A 21269-nucleotide genomic window follows, 5' to 3' on the forward strand; every position below is an offset into this window, starting at 1 on the left:
GCGTGTTCAAGGACCCGGTGAGCGTGGACTGGTCGATCATCTCCGACGACAAGGAGCTGAACGTCCTGGGGGCGCACCTGGGGCAGAACACGTGGCCCGCGGCGCTGCGGATGATCGCCTCGGGCCGCCTCCCGCTGGAGGAGATCTGCTCCCACCAGCTGCCGCTGGAGGAGTTCCAGAAGGGTCTGGACCTGGTGGCCGACAGCGCGAACTCCGTGAAGGTCTCCCTGCTGCCCTGAGCCCGCCCGCCCCTCCACCGCACAGGAGCGCCGCATGAGCCACCCGTCGCACGGCCCCGCGTCCGGCACCACCACGGCGGACGCCGGGCCCGGCCGCCTGGAACGCCTGGGCATCCCGCCGGTCCTGCGGTGGGGGTTCGTCGCCGTCCTGGTGTTCATGACGGGCAACGGCGTCGAGTCGAACTTCGTGACGCCGCACCTGCAGGCCGTCCTGGGCTCCCCCGAGGCCACGGTGGCCACCATCATCACCGCCTACAGCCTCTCGGTCCTCGTCGGCAGCTACCTCTCGGGCGCCCTGTCCGACCTCGTCGGCCCCCGCCGCGTCATGGCCCTCGGGTTCGTGGTCTGGGTCGTGTTCGAGGCCGTCTTCCTGCTCGGCCTGCAGGCGGGGAACCTGCCGGTCACCGCGGTGGCGTACACGCTGCGCGGGTTCGGGTTCCCGCTCTTCGCCTTCGCGTTCCTGGTCTGGGTGAACATCACCACCGCCAAGGAGCGCAACGGCGCGGCCGTGGGCTGGTTCTACGTCGCCTTCACGGGTGGCCTGCCCACGCTGGGCTCCCTGTTCGCCGTCGGCGCCATCCCGGCGTTCGGCGGCGGGACGCGCGGCGAGACGGGGGCCATGGTCGCCTCGGTGGCCCTCGTCGTCGCGGGGTTCCTCATCGCCTGGTTCGGCGTCCACGACCAGGCGGGCCGCCGGCGGATCGCGCCCGCGGGCGAGAGCGCCGCCCAGGTCCTGTCCTCGGGCCTGCGGCTGACGTTCACGCAGCCCCGGATCGCCATGGGCTTCTGCGTGCGCCTCATCAACACCGCGCCCGAGTTCGGCATGTTCATCGTGCTGCCCGCCGTCATCGCCGACGACCGCGGCTGGGGCCAGTCGCGGTGGCTGCTCATGACGGTGTGCGTGTACGCGACCAACATCTTCGTCAACGCCGCGTTCGGGGCCCTGGGTGACCGGATCGGCTGGCAGCGCACGGTCCGCTGGTTCGGCATCGTCGGCTCGGCCGCCGGCCTGCTCGCCTGGTGGTACGTCCCGCAGCTGGTGCCCGCGGGCAGCGACTGGGGCTACGTCCTCTCGGTCGTCGCCGGCTGCGTGTTCGGCATGCTGCTCGCGGGTTTCGTCCCGATGGGCGCGATCATGCCCGCGCTCGCCCCGGACCACCAGGGCGCGGCGATGGCCATGTACACGACGGCCGCGGGCGGGGCGTCCTTCCTCGGCTCGGGCGTCGTCGCGCTGGTCTACGGCCTCGGGGGCGGCAACCAGTCCGTGGTGTGGGCCTTCGTCGGGCTGTACGCCGTCGCGTTCGTGCTCGTCGGCTTCCTCAGGGTGCCGCAGGTGCGCACGGGTGGCCGGGCCCCGCTGACCGCGGACGTCTGAGCGGCCGTGCTCGACGCCGCGCTCCTGATGTCGCCCGCCTCCGCCGCCCGCGTGCTCGACCCCGCGAGCCTGGACCGGCTGCGCGGGCTCGTGACCCTGGCCGACGGCGTGCACGACGACCTGTCCACGCCCGCGGCCCGGGCGGCGCTGGCGCGGGCCGAGCTGGTCGTGACCGGCTGGGGCGCACCGGTCCTGACCCCGGAGGTGCTGGCCGCGGCGCCCCGCCTGCGGGCCGTCGTGCACGCCGCGGGGTCGGTGCGCCACCACCTGCCGCCGGCCGTCTGGGACCGCGGCGTGGCGGTGTCCTCGGCCGCGGCGGCCAACGCCGTGCCGGTCGCGGAGTTCACGCTCGCCGTCGTGCTGCTGGCCGGCAAGCGGGTGCTCGCGAGCGCCGCGGAGTACCGCGCCCGGCGCGTCCTCGCGGCCGGGGAGGTCTGCGCGAGCGGCGGGAACCACGGCGCGACCGTCGGGGTGCTGTCCGCCTCGCTCGTCGGGCGCCGCGTCGTGGAGCTCCTGCGCCCGCACGACCTCACCGTCCTCGTGCACGACCCGCACGTCGACCCCGGCGAGGTGCGCCGCCTGGGCGCGGAACCCGTGGGGCTCCTCGAGCTCGCCGAGCGCAGCGACGTCCTCACCGTCCACACGCCGCTGCTGCCGGAGACGCGGGGACTCGTCGACGCGGGCGTGCTCGCCCGGCTGCGCGACGGCGCGACCGTGGTCAACACCGCGCGGGGTGCGGTGATCGACGCGGCCGCCCTCACCGCGGAACTCGTCTCCGGCCGGCTGCACGCCGTCCTGGACGTCACCGACCCGGAACCCCTGCCCCCCGACTCGCCGCTGTGGGACCGCCCCAACGTGCTGCTCACGCCGCACGTCGCGGGATCGGCGGGCAACGAGCTGCGGCGGCTCGCCGAGGCGGCCGTCGACGAGGTCGAGCGCTTCGCGGCGGGCCGGCCCTTCCGCCACCCCGTCGCCCACCCGGAGCGGAGCCGCACCGCCTGATACACGGCTCGACGCACGGCCCGACGCACGGCCCGACGCAGCACCCGAGGAGCTCCCCGTGACCCCCGACCCGCCGCCCAGCGACGCGACCGACGACACCGAACCGCTGCGCCTGGACTACTCCCCCTGGGAGTTCACCGCGGGCGCCACCGACGCGCAGCGCGAGGCCCAGCGCCGCCACCAGGCGCGGCTGCTCGCGGCGCACCCCGGCTGGGAGCTGGGTGAGGGGTGCTTCCTCAGCCCGCTGGCGTCGGTGCAGTGCGAGGAGTTCGCGCTGGGCCCGCGCGGGTACGTCGCGGCGCACGCGTACGCCACGCACGACGTGCGGCTCGGCCGCGACTGCACGGTCAACGCGTTCACGGTGCTGCGCGGGCGGATCCGCATCGGCGACGCGGTGCGCATCGGCGCCCACACGTCGATCATCGCCTTCAACCACGGGACGGCCGATCCCGACGTCGAGGTGTTCCGGCAACCGCACACGTCCGAGGGCGTCACCATCGGCGACGACGTCTGGATCGGTTCCCACGTCGTCGTCCTCGACGGGGTCCGGGTGGGGAGCCGGTCCGTGCTCGCGGCCGGTGCCGTCGTGACCCGGGACGTGCCCGCCGGCGCCGTGGTGGGTGGGAACCCCGCGCGCGTGCTGCGCTGGCGCGTGCCCGGCCTCGCCCGGGCCGCGGTGGGCGACGGGCTCGCCGCCCGGCTGGCCCGGCTGGAGGAGCGCGCCCGCGCGCAGGCGCGGGAGGTGCTCGACCGCTGCTTCGACCCCGACCTGTCGGGCGGGCAGTTCGTCGACGCCCCCGGGGCGCCACCGCGGGTGCGGGCGCAGTGCGACGCCGTCGAGATCGCCGACCTGCTGCTGGACGGGCCGCCGCCCCAGCTGCCCGCTGAGGAGCAGGCGGAGCGGTTGCTGCGGCTGCAGGACGCCGCGACGGGGCTCGTCGGGGAGTTCGGCCCCGACGGGCGGCCGGGGCCCGCCCCGCGCGACTGGTTCGACGGCACCGCGGCCTACCACGTGCTGAGCGTCGGCTACGCCCTCGACCTGCTGGGCCGGGAGTTCGCCCACCCCGTCCGGGTCGTCGCCGAGGCCCACCCCGCAACGCTGCTCGACGGCCTGGCCCGCCAGCCGTGGACCGAGCGGGCGTGGAGCGCGGGTGCCTGGGTCGACGCCGTCGGCACCGCGCTGCGGTGGAACCTCGCGCGCGGCGAGCAGGGGGTCCCCGGAACCCCCGAGGCGCTGTTCGGCTGGCTCGCGACGCGGATCGACCCGCGCACCGGGACGTGGGGGACGCCGCGCGCCGAGGACGGGTCGCTGCAGGTCGTCAACGCCTACTACCGCACGACGCGGGGCACCTACGCGCAGTTCGGGCTGCCGGTCCCGCACGCGGAGCGCACCGTCGACACCGTCCTCGCCCACGCGGGCGACCGCCGGTTCTTCGCGCCCGAGGCGCAGAACGCCTGCAACGTCCTGGACGTCGCGCACCCGCTGTGGCTGCTGTCGCGGCAGACGGGGCACCGGCGCGAGGAGGTCGTGGCCCTCGCCCGCCGGTTGCTGTCCGACGTCGTGGACCGCTGGAGCGACGGCCGGGGCTTCGCGTTCCAGGCCCCCGGCCCCGCCGCGGAGGGCCTGCCCGCCACCGTGCCCGGTCTGCAGGGCACGGAGATGTGGCTCGCGACGACGTGGCTGCTGGCCGACCTCGCCGGGCTCTCGGGCGTCCTCGGCTACCGGCCGCGCGGCGTGCACCGCCCCGAACCGGCCCTCGCCCTCGCCGCGCCCACCTGAGGGGCGCAGCGTCGCCGCCCCCGCGGGCGGCGTGGTGAGATTGGCCCCGTGACCGCCCCCTTCGCCGACGTGCTCACCGCCAACGCCCGCTACAGCGAGACCTTCGTCGACGACGGCCGGCCCGGCGTCGCCGGCAGGGGCCTCGCCGTGCTGACGTGCATGGACTCCCGGATCTCCCCGCTGGAGATGCTGGGCCTGAGCAAGGGCGACGCGAAGATCCTCCGCAACGCCGGCGCCCGCGTGACCGACGACGTCCTGCGCACGCTGGTCCTCGGCACCTACCTGCTGGGCGTCTCCCGCATCCTCGTCGTCGCGCACACCGACTGCGGCATGACGAAGAACACCGACGCCGACGTGCACGAGCGGGTGATGGCGCAGGGCGTGGACTCCCGCTCGATCGAGTTCCGCACCATCGCCGACCAGCGCGCGACGCTCGTGGACGACGTGCAGCGCATCCGGTCCTGGCCGTTCCTGCCGCCGCGCATGCCCGTCGCGGCGGGCATCTACGACGTGCGCACCGGCCTGGTCAGCATGGTCGTCGAGCACGACGAGTCCACCGAGCAGGCGCGCACCGCCGGCTGAGCCGAGAGCGACGCGGGCAGGACGGGCGCGTGCCCGGGCCCATCCAGTCGATCGAGCGGGCCGCCGCGGCGCTGCGGCTGCTGGCCGCGGCGCCCGAGGGCCTCGGGGTCGTGGAGCTCGGGACCGCGCTCGGCCTGGCGAAGACGACCGCGCACGGCATCCTGCGCACCCTCGTCGAGGTGGGGTTCGTCGAGCAGGACGACCACGCCCGCTACCGGGTCTCCGCCGACCTCGCCGACCTGGGCCGCCCCCGCATCGACGCCAACGACCTGCGCGCCCAGGCCGTCAACTGGGCCGACTCCCTCGCCTCGCGCACCGGCGAGGCGGTGCGGCTGGCCGTCCTCGCCGAGGGCCGCGCGATCGTCGTCCACCACGTGTTCCGTCCCGACGACAGCCGGCAGGAGCTGGAGGTGGGGACCTCGCTGCCCGCGCACGCGTGCGCGCTGGGCAAGGTGCTGCTGGCGTGGTCGGTCGGCGGCCGCCGGCGGCGCGAGCGCCTGCCCGCGCTCACGCAGCGCACGATCGTCGACCCCGCCGTGCTGGGGCGCACCCTGGCCGCCGTCCGGGAGCAGGGCTGGGCGCTGGACGTGGAGGAGCTCGCCGCCGGGACCGCCTCGATCGCCGCGCCCGTGCGCGACCGCGGCGGCCTGGTCGTCGGCGCCCTCGGCATCGACGGGGAGTCCGAGCGCCTCGTGGACACCCGGGGCCGGCCGCGCGCGGGGCTGGTCCCCGCGGTGCGGCAGAGCGCCCGCGCGGTCTCGCGCGGGCTCGGCGCCCGGGGCGGCTGAGCGCCGCGCCCCCGCCGCCCGTCCGGCAGGATGCACGGCATGGCGACGGAGCGGCAGGCCGACGAGCGCCCCGAGCACCGCGGGTACGTCGCCGCGATCGACCAGGGCACGACGTCGACGCGCTGCATCCTCTTCGACCACGCCGGCCGCCTCGTGGCGGTCGCGCAGCGCGAGCACCGCCAGCACTACCCGCGCCCGGGGTGGGTCGAGCACGACGCGGCGGAGATCTGGCGCAACGTCGCGCGGCTGGTGCCGCAGGCCATGGCCCAGGTCGACGCCGGGGGCGGCGACGTCGTCGCCATCGGCATCGCCAACCAGCGCGAGACGGTCGTGGCGTGGGACCGCCGCACCGGCGTCCCCGTCGCGAACGCCGTCGTCTGGCAGGACACCCGCACCGCCGACCTGGTCGACGCCTACGCGGCCGACGGCGGCACGGACCGCTTCGCCGCGGCGTGCGGGCTGCCGCTGACGACGTACTTCGCGGCGCCGCGCATGCGCTGGCTGCTCGACGAGGTGCCCGGGCTGCGCCGCCGGGCGGAGGCCGGCGAGGTCCTGTTCGGCACGATCGACTCGTGGCTGGTGTGGAACCTCACGGGCGGCCCGGACGGCGGCACGCACGTCACCGACGTGACGAACGCGAGCCGCACGATGCTCATGGACCTGCGGACGCTGGACTACAGCCCGCAGATGCTCGAGGAGTTCGGCGTGCCGCGCGCGGCGCTGCCCGAGATCCGCTCCTCCTCGGAGGTGTACGGCACGGCGCGCACCGTGGTGCCGGGCGCGCGGATCGGGGCGGCGCTGGGCGACCAGCAGGCGGCCCTGTTCGGCCAGACGTGCTTCTCCCCCGGCGAGGCCAAGTGCACGTACGGGACGGGCGGGTTCCTGCTGATGAACACCGGCACCGAGATCACCCGCTCCTCGCACGGCCTGCTCACGACGGTCGCGCACCGGATCGGCGGCGAACCGCCCGTCTACGCGCTGGAGGGTTCCATCGCGGTCACGGGCTCCCTCGTGCAGTGGCTGCGCGACAACCTCGGGATCATCTCCACCGCACCGGAGGTCGAGACCCTCGCGCGCACCGTGCCCGACAACGGCGGCTGCTACTTCGTCCCCGCGTTCTCCGGGTTGTTCGCGCCGCACTGGCGCTCGGAGGCGCGCGGCCTCATCGTCGGGCTGACGTCGTTCGTGACCCGCGGGCACATCGCCCGGGCCGCGCTCGAGGCCTCGGCGTGGCAGACCCGCGAGGTCGTCGAGGCGATGGACGCGGACTCGGGGCTGCGGCTCGCGTCGCTGCGCGTGGACGGCGGCATGACCTCGAACAACCTGCTGATGCAGACCGTCGCCGACGTCCTCGACGCACCCGTCGTGCGGCCCATGGTGTCCGAGACCGTCTCGCTCGGCGCGGCGTACGCGGCCGGCCTCGCGGTGGGGTTCTGGCCCGACACCCAGGCCCTGCGCCGGCGCTGGCACCGCGCGGCCCAGTGGGAACCCACGATGGACTCCGCCACGCGCGCCCGGGGCTGGGAGGACTGGCAGGAGGCGGTCCAGCGGACGTTCGGCTGGATCCGGCACTGACCGCCGGACGCGACGGCCGCGTCAGTGCTCGAAGCGGTAGCCGACGCCGGGTTCGGTGATGAGGTGCCGCGGCCGCGACGGGACCGGTTCGAGCTTGCGGCGCAGCTGCCCGACGTAGACGCGGAGGTAGTTCGTCTCCCGCCCGTACGCGGGGCCCCACACCTCCTTGAGCAGGTGCGTCTGGGTGACGAGCCGGCCGGAGTGGGCGACCAGGACCTGCAGCAGCGACCACTCGGTGGGCGTGAGCTTCACGGCCTCCCCGTCGCGCGTCACGGTGTGCCGGGCGAGGTCGATGTGCAGCCCGCCGGCGTCGACGACGTCGGGCGCCGGGCCGGCCCCCGCGCCGCGCCGCAGCGCCGCGCGCAGCCGCGCCAGCAGGACGTCCATGGCGAACGGCTTGGTGACGTAGTCGTCCGCGCCCGCGTCGAGGGCGTCGACGGTGTCGGCCGAGGAGGTGCGCGCCGTCAGCACGATGATCGGCACGTCGCTCCAGCCGCGGATGCCGGCGATGACCTCGAGCCCGTCGAGGTCGGGCAGCCCCAGGTCGAGCAGCACCACGTCGGGGTGCGCGGCGCCGGCTGCCGCGAGCGCCGACGCGCCGTCGGCGGCCTCGGTGACGTCCCAGCCGCGGGCGCTCAGGTTGATCGCCAGCGCCCGGCGCATCCCGGGCTCGTCGTCGACGACCAGGACCCGGCTCACGGCAGCACCCGCTCGTCCTCGCGGCCCGCCGGCGCGGGCGCGGGCGCCAGCGGCAGGTCCAGCGCCATGGTGAGCCCGCCGCCGGGGGTGTCCTCGGCCACGAGGCGGCCGTCGACGGCCTCGGCGAGGCCGCGCGCGACGGCGAGGCCGAGGCCGAGCCCCGCGCCGGAGCGGTCCCCGAGCCGCTGGAACGGCGTGAAGGCGCGCTCCTTGGCGGCCCCGGCCAGCCCGCGGCCGTGGTCGACGACCAGGAGGCGGATGCGGGCGGTCCCGTCCTCGACGGCCACGGCCGCGCGCAGCTGCACCGCACCGCCCCCGTGCCGCAGCGCGTTCTGCACGAGGTTGGCCACGACGCGGCGCAGCAGGCCGGGGTCGGTGCACACCAGGGGCAGGTCCTCACCGACCACCACGTCGACCACCCCGACGCCCACCCCGCCGACCACCCCGCCGACCACCCCGTCGGCGCCGGACGGGGCGACGGCGGGACCCAGGGCGTCGGAGACGGCGAGGTCCACGACCTCCTCGAGCGCCACGGGGACCAGCCGCGGCTCGACGGCCCCGCTGCGGATCCGGGTGAGGTCGAGCAGGTCGTCGATGAGCGCCTGGAGGCGGTCGGCGGAGTCGCCGACGCTCGCGAGCAGCTCGTCGCGGTCGTCCTCGGTGAGGCGGATGTCCTGCGCCCGCAGGCTGTCCACGGCCGCCTTGAGCGTCGCGAGCGGCGTGCGCAGGTCGTGCGAGACCGCGGTCAGCAGCGCACCGCGGACCGCGTCCCCCTCCTCCAGGCGCCGCACCTGCGCGGCCTCCGCGCGCAGCCGCTGGCGCTGGCGCAGCGCGGCGACCTGCGCGGCGAAGGCCTCGAGGACCCGCCGGTCGTCGCCTGCGAGCAGCCGGCCCCGCAGCACCAGGCACGTGCCGTCCTCGACGACCGAGGCGTCGCCCTCGTCGGGCCGCGCGCACGGCTCCGGCCCCACCGACGCGACGGGCCGCCACGGCGCGTCGGCCGCGGGGCGCTCGAACAGGGTCGCGGAGTCCACGGCGAAGGTGCTGCGGGTGTGCTCCAGCGCCTGGGTCAGCGGGTCGTCGCCGAGCAGCACCGTGCGGGTGAGGACCGACAGCGCCTCGGTCTCGGCGCGGCTGCGCCGGGCCTCCTGGCTGCGCCGCGCCGCGCGGTCGACGGTGCCCGAGACCGCGAGCGCCACGAGCAGGAACACCGCGAGCGCGACCGCGTTGGCCGGCCGCGCGATGGTGAGGCGGTACAGCGGCAGCGTGAAGAACCAGTTCACCGCGAGGCTGCCGAGCAGCGCGGCCCCCACCGCGGGCCGGAGCCCGCCGGTGAGGGCGGCGGCCAGGACGACGACCAGGAAGGCCATGAGGACGGTCGAGAAGTCCTGCGCCGCCACGGAGAGGAAGCCGGCCGTGACCAGGGCGGGCCCCAGCACCGCGACCGCCCAGCCGGAGCGTCGGCGTCCCGCGGACAGGGCCGCGGCGGCGCGCCGCGGCAGCCGCACCTCGCCCGCGGCGGCCTCGTGCGGCACGACCAGGACGTCGATCGTCCCGGACCCGCGCACGACCGCGTCGCCCACCCCGCGTCGCCACAGCGCGGCGACGCGGCCGTGCCGGCTCGCCCCGACGACGACCTGGCTGGCGTTCAGGCCGGTCGCGACGTCGAGCAGCGTGGCCGCGACGTCGTCGCCCACGACGCGGTGGAACGTGCCGCCGAGGTCCTCCACGAGGGCCCGCTGCCGGGCCAGCCGCGCCGGGGAGTCGTGCACCAGCCCGTCGGCGCGGGCGACGTGCACGGCGTGCAGCTCACCGCCCGCCCCGCGCCCCGCGAGGCGGGCGGCGCGGCGGACCAGCGTCGCGCCCTCCGCGCCGCCGGTCAGGGCGACGACGACGCGCTCGCGCGCGGGCCACGGGGTGCCGATGCCCTGCTGGGCGCGGTAGCGCTCGAGCCCCTCGTCGACCCGGTCGGCGAGCCAGAGCAGCGCGAGTTCGCGCAGCGCCGTGAGGTTGCCGGTCCGGAAGTAGTTCGACAGCGCCGCGTCGGCCGTCGCCGCGGGGTAGACGTTGCCGTGCGCGAGCCTGCGCTGCAGCGCCTCCGGCGTCATGTCGACCAGCTGCACCTGCTCGGCGCGGCGCAGCACCTCGTCGGGCAGGGTCTCGCGCTGCGGGACGCCCGTGATGCCCGCGACGACGTCGTTGAGCGACTCGAGGTGCTGGATGTTCACGGTCGAGACCACGTCGATGCCCGCGTCGAGGAGTTCGGCGACGTCCTGCCAGCGCTTGGCGTGCCGCGACCCCGGGGCGTTGGTGTGGGCGAGCTCGTCGACGACGGCGACCTGCGGGGCGCGCGCCAGCACCGCGTCGAGGTCCATCTCGCTGAGCTGCACCCCGCGGTGCTCGCACGACCGTCGCGGCAGCACCTCGAGGCCGCTGAGGCGGGCCGCGGTGCCCCGGCGCCCGTGCGTCTCGACGACCGCGACCACGACGTCGGTGCCCCGCTCGGCGCGGCGCTGCGCCTCGTCGAGCATGGCGACGGTCTTGCCCACCCCGGGGGCCGCGCCGAGGAACACCCGCAGCCGCCCCCGGCGGACCCCCGGTTCCCTCTCCCCCATCCTGCGATGATGGCTCATCGCCGGGGCGGCGGTGCCGCCACCGGCGACCGGGGCCTCGCCCGGCGGCCCTCAGACGGCGCCGGGGCGGAACGTCCCGGAGCGCAGCGAGCCCTCGATGTCCTCCAGGCTCCGGCCCTTCAGCTCGGGCACGCGGCGCAGGACGAACAGGAACGCCAGGACGTTGAAGGCGGCGTAGACCCAGAACGTGGGGCCTTCGCCGATGCCGTCGATCATCGACAGGATCGTCAGCGACAGCACCGCGTTGGTGCCCCACAGCGTCATCGACTGCGCGGCCGTCCCCGCGGGCCGCACCGACAGCGGGTACACCTCCGAGCCGGTCAGCCAGCCGATGAGCTGCAGGCCCGCCGACGTGAAGGCCATGAAGACCACGAGCAGGGTGACGATCAGCCAGGCGGTCCCGGGGCTGTCGCGGCCGGTGACGAACAGCGCGCCCAGCAGCAGGAGGGCCGCCGCGGCGCCCGGCGTCGTGACGAGGGCGAGGCGACGGCGCCCGACGCGGTCGACGACGGCGAGGCCCACCAGCTGCGCGACGAGGTACGTGCTCGCGAGCGCGACGCTGGCCAGCAGCGCGTCGGAGCGCGTGAACCCGACGCCCGTGAGGATGGTCGGGGTGTAGTAGACGACCATCTCGATGCCGGACAGCTGCGTGAACAGCGCGATGCCGCAGCCCACGACGACCGCGGGCCGCACCCAGCCCTGGCGCAGGCCGGGCCAGCCGCGCACGGGGGCGTCCTGCTCGTGCGCCACGAGGTCGCGGATCTCGTCGAGCTCGCGCTCCACGTCCTGCGCCCCGGCGGTACCGCGCAGGCGCTGCAGCGTGCTGCGCGCCTCGTCGACGCGGTCGACCTTCACCAGCCAGCGCGGGCTCTCGGGCTGCTTCAGGACGAGCAGGAACAGGAGGGCCGCGGGCACGGCGGCCGCGCCGATCGACAGCCGCCAGGAGAACTGCTGGCTCGCGCCGACCAGGGTCGCGACGAGGATGCCGGCGCCGATGGCGAGCTGGAAGCTCAGGACGAGGCGACCCCGCTGCGCGGGCGGAGCGAGCTCGGCCACGAACATCGGCACGGTCTGGGTGGCCGCCCCGACCGCGGTCCCGAGCAGCACGCGCGCCAGCGACAGCGTCGTCGCGCTGGGGGCGACGCTGCACAGCAGGGTCCCGGCGACGAACACGGCCGCCACCACGAGGATGGTCCGGTGCCGGCCCAGGCGTTCCGCGAGCCGGGAGCCGACGAAGGCCCCGATCACCGCGCCGACGAGGATGCCCGCGGTGATCGTCTGCTCCTGCACGCGGGAGATGTCGAACTCGTCGCCGATCTGCAGCAGGGCACCGGAGATGATCCCGGTGTCGTAGCCGTAGAGGAACCCCGAGATCGCGGACGCGAGAGCGGTGACGACGAGGATCGGGGTGACGCGGCCACCCCGTCCCGCGCCGGGGGCCGCAGGACCCTCGCCGGCGGTCGACGGGCGGGGGGGCCGGCTGCGCTCGCTCACGCCCCAGGGGTACCAGGACCGGCGGTGCGCGGCACTCCGGCCGGGGCTCGCCGCCGCGCGGCACCGGCCGTGGGGCCTTCGTCCCCGCGCCTCCGTAAGCTCTCCGCGTGCTCCTCGTCCACGGCCTCTGGACGCGGGCGCACACGCTCGCGCTGTGGGTCGAGGTGCCGCGGCGCGTCCCCGGGGCGGCCCGCCCGGCCGACCTGGCCCGGCTCGCCTCCGCGGCGCCGCGCGCCACGGCGCTCGCGCGGGTGCTGTCGCGGCCCGTGAGCCGCAGCGTCGGGGTCCTGCTGCCGACCACGCCCGCGGGCCGCCCCGTCGCCTCGACCGCCCGGCCCCGCGACGACCTCGTCCTGCGCGTCGTGCCGCTGCCGGTCGTGGAGGTCGCGGGCGCGGAGGTCCTGGCGGTGCTGGCCGAGGTCGACGCGGCCGCGGGCGTGCCCGCCGGGGACGGGCTGCGCTGGCTCGCGCACGTCGCGCGCGGCGCCCTGGCGCTGCTGGACGCGGGCCGCGTCGTGCCCGACCTGGCCCCGGCCGGTCCCCGCGCCGACGGGGCGGCCGACGGGACGGCGGGCGCGGCGACGGACGACGGGGCGCAGGGGCCTGCGGCCGGCGAGTGGTACGCCCGCTGGGTGCCCCTGCCCGACCGCCGCACGAACCGCTGGCGCGCCGCGGTCGCGGAGGCCGCACCCCCCGTCCTGCGCGCCGAGGTCGACCCCGCGGGAGCGCCCGGCCGGACGCCACCGCGGGCCGCGACCACCGTCCTCGACGAGGTCGCGCAGCTCGTCGTCGACCTCACGGCCGCGCGGCGCACGGAGCGGGTGCTGCCGGGCTCGGCGCCGCAGGCCCCCGCGGTGCGGGCGTGGCTCGCCGCGCTGCGCACGGGGGCACCCGTCACGGGCGCGGGCTCACCCGCGGCCCTGGCGCGCCGCGTCCGCGAGTGGCAGCGCAGCGGTGAGGACGAGGGCTACGAGCTCGTGCTGCGCGTCGTGGAGCCCGACCCGTGGGAGGAGGACGTCCTGCACGCCGCCCGCGACGGCGCGGAGGACGGCGACGCCCGCGACCACGCCGACACCGACGCCGACGGCGTCGAGGAGCCCGCCGGGTCTTGGACGCTGCAGGCGCGGCTGCGGCCCCTGGACGACCCGAGCCTCACGCTCACCCTCGCCGAGGCGCGCGCCGAGGCGAGCGGGCCCGGCGGCGGGTCCGGCGGGGAGGACCCCCTGCTCGTGCTGCTCACGGGCACGGCGCGCGCGGGGGCCGCGCACCCCCCGCTGCGCCGGCTGCTGTCGGGCGCCGCGGACGCCGACGTCGAGCTCGGCCTCGCCGACCTGCTGGACCTCGTCGAGGTCGGCGGCCCGCAGCTCACCGCGGCCGGCGTCCCGCTGCAGCTCCCCGCCCGCTGGACGCGCCCGCAGGTGTCGTTCTCGCTGTCCGGCTCCGCCGTCCAGCCCGGCGTCGTCACCGACCCCCGGCTGCGCCGCGACGACCTCGTGGCGTTCCGGTGGCAGGCCGCGCTGGGCGGCACCGACATCGGTGAGGCGGAGCTGCGGGCGCTCGCGCGCGCCAAGTCCGACCTCGTGAAGTTCCGCGGCGCCTGGGTCCACGTCGACCGGGACGCGTTGCAGCGCAGCGCCGAGTTCCTCCGCCGCCGCGGTTCCGGGCGAGCCACGGTGGTCGACGTGCTCGGGGCCGTCGCCTCCGCGCGCACGCTGCCGGGCCCCGTGACGGGGGTGCGGGCCGACGGCGTCCTGGGCGAGCTCCTGTCGGGCGAGGCCGAGCAGCGCCTGGTCCCCGTGCCCGTCCCCGCGGGTCTGCGCGCGCAGCTGCGGCCCTACCAGGAACGCGGTCTGACGTGGCTCGCGGCGATGTCGCGGCTCGGCCTGGGCGCCGTCCTCGCCGACGACATGGGGCTGGGCAAGACGGTGCAGCTGCTCGCCCTGCTGCTGCACGAGCAGGAGACCTCGCCCGGGACCGGGCCGACGCTGCTCGTGTGCCCGATGTCGGTGGTCGGCAACTGGGAGGCCGAGGCGCGCCGGTTCGCGCCGGGGCTGCGCGTGCACGTGCACCACGGCACGGCGCGACCCCGCGGGGAGGAGTTCCTCGGCGTCGCCGCGGCGCACGACCTCGTCGTGACGACGTACGGGCTGGTGGTGCGCGACGTCGAGGACCTGGCCCGCGTGGCCTGGCGCCGCGTCGCGCTGGACGAGGCGCAGCACGTGAAGAACGCGGCGACCCGGGCCGCGCGCGCCGTCCGGGCCGTCGGGGCGCAGCACCGCGTGGCGCTGACGGGAACGCCCGTCGAGAACCGGCTCGAGGACCTGCGCGCGGTCCTCGACGCCACGAACCCCGGCCTGCTCGGGTCCGCGGCCACGTTCCGCGACACCTTCGCCGTGCCGGTCGAGAAGCTCGGCCACGCCGAACCCGCGCGCCGCCTCGCCCTCATCACCCGGCCGTTCGTGCTGCGGCGCCTGAAGACCGATCCCCTGGTGGCCGGCGACCTGCCGGAGAAGATCGAGATGACGGTGCGCGCCAACCTCACCCCCGAGCAGGCGGGGCTGTACCAGGCCGTCGTCGACGCGATGCTCGCGAAGCTGGCCGACGCGGAGGGGATGGAGCGCCGCGGCCTGGTCCTGTCGACGCTGACGCGGCTGAAGCAGGTCTGCAACCACCCGGCCCACTACCTGGGCGACGGGTCCCCGCTGCTGCACCGCGGACGGCACCGCTCGGGCAAGCTGCAGCTGCTCGACGACGTCGTCGACGCGGCGCACGCCGACGGCGAGAAGGTGCTCGTGTTCACGCAGTTCGCGGCCTTCGGCCGGATGCTCGCGCCGCACCTGTCCGAGCGCACGGGCGCCGAGGTGCCGTTCCTGCACGGCGGGGTGGGGCGCCGCGAGCGCGACGCGATGGTGGCGGGTTTCGCCGGCGCCGGCGGTCCCGCGGTCATGCTGCTGTCGCTGAAGGCCGGCGGCACGGGCCTGAACCTCACGGCCGCCAACCACGTCGTCCACGTGGACCGGTGGTGGAACCCGGCCGTGGAGGACCAGGCGACCGACCGCGCCTACCGCATCGGGCAGCGGCGCTCGGTGCAGGTCCGCAAGGTGGTCAGCGCCGGCACGGTCGAGGAGCGCATCGACGACATGATCACCCGCAAGCGCGACCTCGCGGAGAGCGTCGTCGGCCGCGGCGAGGGCTGGATCACCGAGCTCGACGCCGACGCGCTGGCCCAGCTCGTCGCGCTCGGCGCCGACGCGGTCGGTGACTGACGCCGTGGTCGGGCCGGACTCCTTCGGCAGGCGGCGGCCGGGCACGGGCCGCCCCCTGCGCGCGCAGCGCGGGCGCATCGCCCAGACGTGGTGGTCGCAGCGGTTCGTGGCCACCCTCGAGGGCGGTGGCGACACCGGCCGCCTGGCGCGCGGGCGCACCTACGCCCGCGCCGGCCAGGTGAGCGACCTCCGCCCGCACCGCGGCGCCGTCACGGCCCGCGTGCAGGGCAGCCGCCCCCGTCCCTACCTCGTGGAGGTCGGGGTCCGCCGCTGGTCACCCACCGAGGTCGACGCCGTCGTCGCGGTCGTCGTGGAGAACCCCCTGCTCCTCGCACCGCTGTTCGCGGGCGACGTCCCGCCGGCGCTCGTCGGCCTGCTGGACGAGGTCGGCGTCGACCTCCTGCCCGGCGCCGACGACGTCACCTACGACTGCAGCTGCCCCGACGACGGCGAACCCTGCAAGCACGCCGCCGCGCTCGTGTACGTCCTCGCCGAACGGCTCGACGACGAACCCGCCACGGCGCTCACCCTGCGCGGCGTGGAGCTCTCGGACCTGCTGCGGCGCATCGAGGCCGCCGCCTCGGGACCCTCCGCGGCGGTGGAGGACCTCACGGCCTCCGCGGCCGTGTTCCACCGCGCGCGCGGGCCGCTGCCCGAGATCGCGGCCCCCGCCCCGCTGCCGGGGCGCACGGTCGCCGACGACCTCGACGACGGGGTCCTCGGCCCCGGTGCGGCCGGGGTGGCCGACACGCTGCGCCCCGCCTACGCCGCCCTGGTGCGGCGGTCGCGGCGCGGCCGGTCCCGCGACGACGAGGGGCCCGCCGGCCCCGGGGTGTGAACCCCGGGCCCGGCGGGCCCCCGGACCCGGCGTCTCAGGCGGGGACGATGTCCGGCGCCCCGAGGCGCACGGCGTCCGCGCTCGCGTCGTCCGGCTCCTCCTGCGACGCGCGCTCGGCGGCGACGCGCTGCAGGTAGTGCTTGATCTCCGTGGCGCGCCGCTCGGCGTCCCAGCCCAGCGCGTCCCCCATCAGGTCCGCGACGAGCTCGGCGCTCTCGGTGCCCCGGTCGTAGGTCTCGATGGAGATCCGCGTCCGGCGGGCCAGGACGTCGTCGAGGTGCTGGGCCCCCTCGTGGGTCGCGGCGTAGACGACCTCGGCCCGCAGGTAGTCGTCGGCGTGCGGCAGCACCTTGCCGAGCTCCGGGTCCGCGGCGATGAGGTCCAGGACCTCCGTCACGAGCGAGCCCTGCCGGTTGAGCAGGTGCTCGACGTGGTCGACGTGGATCCCGGCCTGCGCCGCGAGGCGGTGCCGCTGGTTCCACAGGGCCTGGTAGCCCTCGGCGCCGACGAGCGGCACGTTCTCCGTCGTCGACGCGGGGATCCGCCCGTCGAGGCCGTCGACCGCCACGTCGACAGCGTCCTTGGCCATGACGCGGTACGTCGTGTACTTGCCGCCCGCGACGACGACGAGCCCGGGGACGGGGTGGCCCACGACGTGCTCGCGGGAGAGCTTGCTCGTCGACTCCGACTCCCCCGACAGCAGCGGCCGCAGCCCGGCGTAGACGCCCTGCACGTCGGCGCGCGTCAGCGGCGAGTTCAGCACCGAGTTCACGTGCTCCAGCACGTAGTCGATGTCCGCGCTCGTCGCCGCCGGGTGCGCCTTGTCCAGGTCCCAGTCGGTGTCCGTGGTGCCGATGATCCAGTGCCGGCCCCACGGGATGATAAAGAGCACGCTCTTCTCGGTGCGCAGGATCATGCCCGTCTTGGACTGGATCCGGTCGCGCGGGACGACGAGGTGGATCCCCTTGGACGCCCGCACCTTGAACTGCCCGCGCGCGTTGACGAGCTCCTGCGTCTCGTCGGTCCACACGCCGGTCGCGTTGATGACCTGCTTGGCGCGCACCGTGATCTCGGTACCGGCCTCGAGGTCGACCAGGACGGCCCCGATGACCCGCTCGCCCTCGCGGACGAACTCCTTCACGCGCGTGCGGTTCGCCACCAGCGCGCCGTACTGCGCCGCGGTGCGCGCGATCATCATGGTGTGGCGCGCGTCGTCCACCTGGCCGTCGTAGTACTGGATCGCGCCGACCATGGCGTCCTTGCGGATGCCCGGCGCCTCGCGCAGCACGCCGCGCCGCGTCAGGTGCCGGTGCAGCGGGAAGCCCTGGTTGTTCCCCGACGACAGCGCCATGCCGTCGTAGAGCGCGATGCCCGAGCCGATGTACGGGCGCTCGCGGACCCGCTTGGTCAGCGGGTACAGGAACGGCACCGGCTTCACGAGGTGCGGGGCCAGCTTGTTGCGCAGCAGCCCGCGCTCGCGCAGCGCCTCGTGGACCAGCGCGAAGTCCAGCATCTCGAGGTAGCGCAGGCCGCCGTGGACCAGCTTGGAGGAGCGGCTCGACGTGCCGCTGGCCCAGTCGCGCGCCTCGACGAGGCCGGTGCGCAGGCCGCGCGTGACGGCGTCCAGGGCGGCGCCCGTGCCGACCACCCCACCTCCGACCACGAGCACGTCCAGCTCACCCGTCGCCATGTCGCGCAGTGCGTCCACCCGTGCCTGCGATGACAGTGCCTTGCTCTCCACGTCCAGCTCCCTCGGTCCTTGCGTGGTGTCCTGCTCGTGTCGGGCGCGGCCTCGGCCGCCCCCGTGGTGCGCATCCGTCCGGACGGTCAACGGCCGGCGGAGGCCGCCGGTGCCCTCCCCCGGCGGCGTGTTCGGCGGTGCTGCGCGGCCGCAGCGGGCCCCCGGCCCGTGGTGCGCCGCCGGGAGCCGGTCCGCGCGGGCGGGGGGAGGTGCCCCGCCCGCGCGGCCCGGTGGTGCGTCAGTCGACGTCCACCCAGTCCAACGTCCGCTCGACGGCCTTCTTCCAGCCGGCGTAGCCGTCCTTGCGCTGGGTGTCGTCCCAGGTCGGCTCCCAGCGCTGACCCTCGTTCCAGTTCTCGCGCAGCTCGTCGGTGTCCTTCCAGAACCCGACGGCCAGGCCGGCCGCGTAGGCGGCGCCGAGGGCGGTCGTCTCGGCCACGACGGGCTTGGAGACGGGGACGCCGAGGATGTCCGCCTGCAGCTGCATGCACAGCTGGTTGGCGGTGATCCCGCCGTCGACCTTGAGGATCTCCACGGGCACGCCCGAGTCCTTCGCCATGGCCTCGGTGACGTCGCGGCTCTGGTAGCAGATCGCCTCCAGCGTGGCCCGGGCGATGTGCGCGTTGGTGTTGTAGCGCGAGAGCCCGACGATCGCGCCGCGGGCGTCGGAGCGCCAGTACGGCGCGAACAGCCCGGAGAACGCGGGGACGAAGTAGCAGCCGCCCGAGTCCTCGACCGACGCCGCCAGCGTCTCCGACTGCGACGCACCGGAGATGATGCCGAGCTGGTCGCGCAGCCACTGCACCGCGGACCCGGTCACGGCGATCGAGCCCTCGAGCGCGTAGACGGGCTTGTCGTCGTTGAACTGGTAGCAGACCGTGGTGAGCAGCCCGGCCTCGGAGCGCACGAGCTCCTCGCCCGTGTTCAGCAGCATGAAGTTGCCCGTGCCGTAGGTGTTCTTGGCCTCGCCGGGCGCGAAGCAGACCTGGCCGACCATGGCGGCCTGCTGGTCGCCCAGGATGCCGGTCAGCTTGACCTCGCCACCCAGGGGGCCGGTCGCGAGCGTGGTCCCGTACGCCTCGGTGCACGAGGACGGCTTGATCGTCGGCAGCATCGCCCGGGGGATGCCGAAGAACCCCAGCAGCTCGTCGTCCCAGTCCAGGGTCTCGAGGTCCATGAGCATGGTGCGGCTGGCGTTGGTCACGTCGGTGACGTGGACCCCCCCGCGGACGCCGCCCGTGAGGTTCCAGATCAGCCACGAGTCGGTGTTGCCGAAGATCGCCTCACCCTTCTCGGCGGCCTCGCGCACCCCCTCGACGTTCTCGAGGATCCACTGGACCTTGCCGCCGGAGAAGTACGTCGCCGGGGGCAGCCCGGCCTTGCGGCGGATGACCTGGCCACGTTCGTCGCGGTCCAGCGCCGAGGCCAGCCGGTCGGTGCGGGTGTCCTGCCACACGATGGCGTTGTAGTACGGGCGGCCCGTGACCTTGTTCCAGACCAGCGTCGTCTCGCGCTGGTTGGTGATGCCCAGCGCGGCGAGGTCGCTCGCGGTCAGCCCCGCCTGGCGCAGACCGGACTGGATGACGGAGCTGGTCCGCTCCCAGATCTCGATCGGGTCGTGCTCGACCCAGCCGGGCCGCGTCATGATCTGCGTGTGCTCGAGCTGGTACTTGGCGACCTCGTTGCCGCCGTGGTCGAAGACCATGAAGCGGGTGGAGGTCGTGCCCTGGTCGACGGCGCCGACGTAGCGCGGGGTGTCGCTGCTGGCCATGGTGGGGGTGCTGCCTCTCTGCAGTGGGGGGTCGGTCAGTCGTCGGTGGAGGGGATCCGGCCCGCGGGCTGGTCCTCGGGGTCCTCGTCCGGCAGGTGCCGCTCGACGAGGACGCGGTACAGCCCGCCTCCGACGAGCGCACCGATCACGGGCGCCACGATCGGCACCCAGAAGTACAGCTGGCCACCCGGTTCGCGCATCGCCGTGCCGTAGCCCGTGATGAACTCCGCGACGCGCGGGCCGAAGTCGCGCGCCGGGTTGATGGCGTAGCCGGCGTTGCTGCCCCAGGCCATGCCGATGCCGACGACGACCAGGCCGATGATGAAGGGCGCGAGGTTCGCCGCGGGCGGCGTGGCGCGCAGCTCCGTGATGGCGAAGATGAGGAACACCAGGATCGCCGTGCCGACGATCTGGTCGAGGAACGCGGTGCCGATGCTCACGCCCGTGCCCGGGAGCGTCGCGAAGATCCCCTGGGTCTTGAACGTGTGCTCGGGGTCGACCGTCGCGATGGCGTCCGCGTACGTCCAGCGCACGATGAGCGCCGCGACGAAGGCGCCCGCGAACTGCGCGATCGAGTAGGGCAGCACCTTCGCCCAGCTGAAGCCCTTGTACACCGCCAGCGCGATCGTGACCGCCGGGTTGAGGTGGGCGCCGGTGGTGCGGCCGGCCACGTAGATGCCGAAGGTGACGCCGAGGCCCCACGCCCAGTGGATGGAGTCGGCGCCGCCGTTCTGCCCCGCGACGACCTGGGCGACGACGCCCACGCCGAAGAGGATGAGGATGGCGGTCCCGGCGAACTCCGCGAGGAGTTCACCGACCAGCGTCGGTCGCTTCGGGACCGTCCGGGCGGCAGTCTGCGTCGAACTGCGCTCTGACATGGAGAACTCCCCGTCGAGTTGAGATGCGCGACTGGATCGCCGCCCGCCGGACGTTAGGAGCAGCGACGAGGGTCGTCAACGCGGACGGTTCGACGATGTCGAACGTCCGCCCGCAGCGGGGTCCGCGACCGCACCGGGACGCCGGCGTCGGCCCCCCGCCGGGGGACGCCGACCGCACGGGGCCGGTTCAAGTCGGGAGCCCGAGCTGCCGATGGGGTGCGGTGACCGCCGTCAGCACCCACCGCAGCGCCGGAGGGGCGACGACCGTGGCGACGACCCGTGCGACGACCGGGGCGACCTCCCGCGGCGACGAGCTCACGCGCCTGCTCGCCACCGGCGGGCTGCGGGTGCTCTTCCAGCCCGTGGTCGACCTGGACCGCCGCACACCGGTCGCCTTCGCGGCCCTCGTGCGCGGGCCGGAGGACTCGCCGCTGCGGACGCCGCACGACCTCTTCGGGGCCGCGGCCGCCGCCGGCCGGCTCGACGACCTCGACCGGGCCTGCCGGCGCGCGGCCTCGGCGGAGGCGTCCGCGGCCGGCCTCGCCCGGCCCTGGACCCTGTTCCTCGACCACCAGCCCGAGGCGGCGCTCGGCGACGCGGTCCCCGTG

14 protein-coding genes and 2 pseudogenes are annotated in these 21269 nt (G+C 75.7%); 10 read left to right on the plus strand and 6 right to left on the minus strand.

The genetic code is table 11. The features are described 5' to 3' along the window. The 7 genes and pseudogenes from GTR02_RS07970 to glpK (GTR02_RS08000) form a co-directional block, all read left to right on the plus strand. A pseudogene (locus GTR02_RS07970) lies at positions 1 to 239 on the plus strand (erythritol/L-threitol dehydrogenase); the annotation flags it as partial. A 34-nt stretch (positions 240 to 273) separates the two neighbouring features. Then, positions 274 to 1614 carry an MFS transporter gene (locus tag GTR02_RS07975; RefSeq protein WP_166606952.1) on the plus strand — a complete coding sequence of 447 codons (1341 nt, stop codon included), beginning with the start codon at positions 274 to 276 and terminating at the stop codon, positions 1612 to 1614. 27 nt (positions 1615 to 1641) lie between these two features. After that, positions 1642 to 2616 carry a hydroxyacid dehydrogenase gene (locus GTR02_RS07980; protein ID WP_166606963.1) on the plus strand — a complete coding sequence of 325 codons (975 nt, stop codon included), beginning with the start codon at positions 1642 to 1644 and terminating at the stop codon, positions 2614 to 2616. Between the two features lie 58 nt (positions 2617 to 2674). Next, positions 2675 to 4396 carry a DapH/DapD/GlmU-related protein gene (locus tag GTR02_RS07985; RefSeq protein ID WP_205708844.1) on the plus strand — a complete coding sequence of 574 codons (1722 nt, stop codon included), beginning with the start codon at positions 2675 to 2677 and terminating at the stop codon, positions 4394 to 4396. Positions 4397 to 4444: 48 nt separating this feature from the next. Then, a complete protein-coding gene (locus GTR02_RS07990) occupies positions 4445 to 4978 on the plus strand; it encodes a carbonic anhydrase (protein ID WP_166606953.1) in 534 nt (177 codons plus the stop codon). Between the two features lie 29 nt (positions 4979 to 5007). Continuing rightward, positions 5008 to 5766 (plus strand): IclR family transcriptional regulator domain-containing protein, encoded by a 759-nt coding sequence (locus tag GTR02_RS07995; protein WP_166606954.1) that lies wholly within the window; start codon positions 5008 to 5010, stop codon positions 5764 to 5766. Between the two features lie 39 nt (positions 5767 to 5805). Beyond that, positions 5806 to 7341 carry a glycerol kinase GlpK gene (glpK, locus tag GTR02_RS08000; RefSeq protein ID WP_166606955.1) on the plus strand — a complete coding sequence of 512 codons (1536 nt, stop codon included), beginning with the start codon at positions 5806 to 5808 and terminating at the stop codon, positions 7339 to 7341. Positions 7342 to 7362: 21 nt separating this feature from the next. Here glpK (GTR02_RS08000) and GTR02_RS08005 read toward each other — a convergent pair whose 3' ends face one another. The 3 genes from GTR02_RS08005 to GTR02_RS08015 form a co-directional block, all read right to left on the minus strand. Beyond that, positions 7363 to 8040: a response regulator gene (locus GTR02_RS08005; protein WP_166606956.1), complete on the minus strand. Its 678-nt coding sequence runs from the start codon at positions 8038 to 8040 to the stop codon at positions 7363 to 7365. After that, positions 8037 to 10655 (minus strand): DUF4118 domain-containing protein, encoded by a 2619-nt coding sequence (locus GTR02_RS08010; RefSeq protein WP_166606957.1) that lies wholly within the window; start codon positions 10653 to 10655, stop codon positions 8037 to 8039. Before GTR02_RS08010 ends, GTR02_RS08005 begins: the two co-directional genes overlap by 4 nt. Positions 10656 to 10724: 69 nt before the next feature. Further along, positions 10725 to 12077 (minus strand): sugar porter family MFS transporter, encoded by a 1353-nt coding sequence (locus GTR02_RS08015; RefSeq protein ID WP_420814707.1) that lies wholly within the window; start codon positions 12075 to 12077, stop codon positions 10725 to 10727. Positions 12078 to 12274: 197 nt separating this feature from the next. Here GTR02_RS08015 and GTR02_RS24300 point away from each other — a divergent pair, with 197 nt between their 5' ends. Both GTR02_RS24300 and GTR02_RS24305 read left to right on the plus strand, forming a co-directional pair. Beyond that, a complete protein-coding gene (locus GTR02_RS24300; RefSeq protein ID WP_205708846.1) occupies positions 12275 to 15433 on the plus strand; it encodes an SNF2-related protein in 3159 nt (1052 codons plus the stop codon). Further along, the gene (locus GTR02_RS24305; protein WP_166606959.1) at positions 15426 to 16271 is read left to right on the plus strand and encodes an SWIM zinc finger family protein; all 846 of its coding nucleotides are present in this window, start codon (positions 15426 to 15428) and stop codon (positions 16269 to 16271) included. Before GTR02_RS24300 ends, GTR02_RS24305 begins: the two co-directional genes overlap by 8 nt. A 34-nt stretch (positions 16272 to 16305) precedes the next feature. Here GTR02_RS24305 and GTR02_RS08030 read toward each other — a convergent pair whose 3' ends face one another. The 3 genes from GTR02_RS08030 to GTR02_RS08040 all read right to left on the minus strand — a co-directional run bounded on the left by GTR02_RS08030 (position 16306) and on the right by GTR02_RS08040 (position 20661). Beyond that, positions 16306 to 17961: a glycerol-3-phosphate dehydrogenase/oxidase gene (locus GTR02_RS08030; protein WP_166606966.1), complete on the minus strand. Its 1656-nt coding sequence runs from the start codon at positions 17959 to 17961 to the stop codon at positions 16306 to 16308. Positions 17962 to 18250: 289 nt separating this feature from the next. Beyond that, the gene (gene glpK / locus GTR02_RS08035; RefSeq protein ID WP_166606960.1) at positions 18251 to 19783 is read right to left on the minus strand and encodes a glycerol kinase GlpK; all 1533 of its coding nucleotides are present in this window, start codon (positions 19781 to 19783) and stop codon (positions 18251 to 18253) included. Positions 19784 to 19818: 35 nt separating this feature from the next. Then, positions 19819 to 20661, minus strand: coding sequence for an MIP/aquaporin family protein (locus GTR02_RS08040; protein ID WP_166606961.1), 843 nt, complete (start codon positions 20659 to 20661; stop codon positions 19819 to 19821). 266 nt (positions 20662 to 20927) lie between these two features. On the opposite strand from GTR02_RS08040, the pseudogene GTR02_RS08045 reads away from it, so the two are divergent. Continuing rightward, positions 20928 to 21269, plus strand: a pseudogene (locus tag GTR02_RS08045) (hypothetical protein); the annotation flags it as partial.

The sequence above is a fragment of the Kineococcus siccus genome (assembly GCF_009906795.1).
In the GTDB taxonomy this organism is placed as follows: Bacteria; Actinomycetota; Actinomycetes; order Actinomycetales; family Kineococcaceae; genus Kineococcus; species Kineococcus siccus.